Source organism: Pseudoalteromonas sp. S1650 (assembly GCF_005887195.1).
In the GTDB taxonomy this organism is placed as follows: Bacteria; Pseudomonadota; Gammaproteobacteria; order Enterobacterales; family Alteromonadaceae; genus Pseudoalteromonas; species Pseudoalteromonas simplex.
The window spans coordinates 1-366 of the sequence record NZ_PNDF01000275.1 but is presented as its reverse complement, the minus strand read 5'-3'; the positions used below and the strand labels follow the sequence as shown (position 1 = coordinate 366).

The following is a 366-nucleotide window of genomic DNA, read 5'->3' as shown; positions in this document are numbered from 1 at the left end:
CCGCGCGGGGCATTCTTGCTTCAGCCGTCGTCGCGCCAACTGCCGGAGGTCTGAGCCGTACGTTTGCCTCAAGCGCCGAAGTTAAACTCTTAACTTTATTCGCAGCTTCTTGTTGTTTGCTAATCTCTCTAATAATCAATGCACCCCCGATTAAAACGCGCGTCTGCGAAAACACAGGGCTGACCGAAATGGCGAAATAATTCACCACACCGTTTTCAGAAATACTGCATTCATCTTTGATTTGAGTTTTTGAGTTTTGATTATCCGGAATGTAATCAGGAATAGGTAATCGGGCCAAAAAATCAATATCTTTACTCGCTTTTCCTATCGAGATCGAACTTGCCAACATTAATAGGTTTTCAGCTG

1 protein-coding gene is annotated in these 366 nt (G+C 44.5%); it reads right to left on the bottom strand.

Going from position 1 to position 366, the window contains the following annotated elements:
* Positions 1–366 (bottom strand): hypothetical protein (locus tag CWB80_RS22675; RefSeq protein WP_171041587.1); only part of this gene is annotated, 366 nt, incomplete at both ends.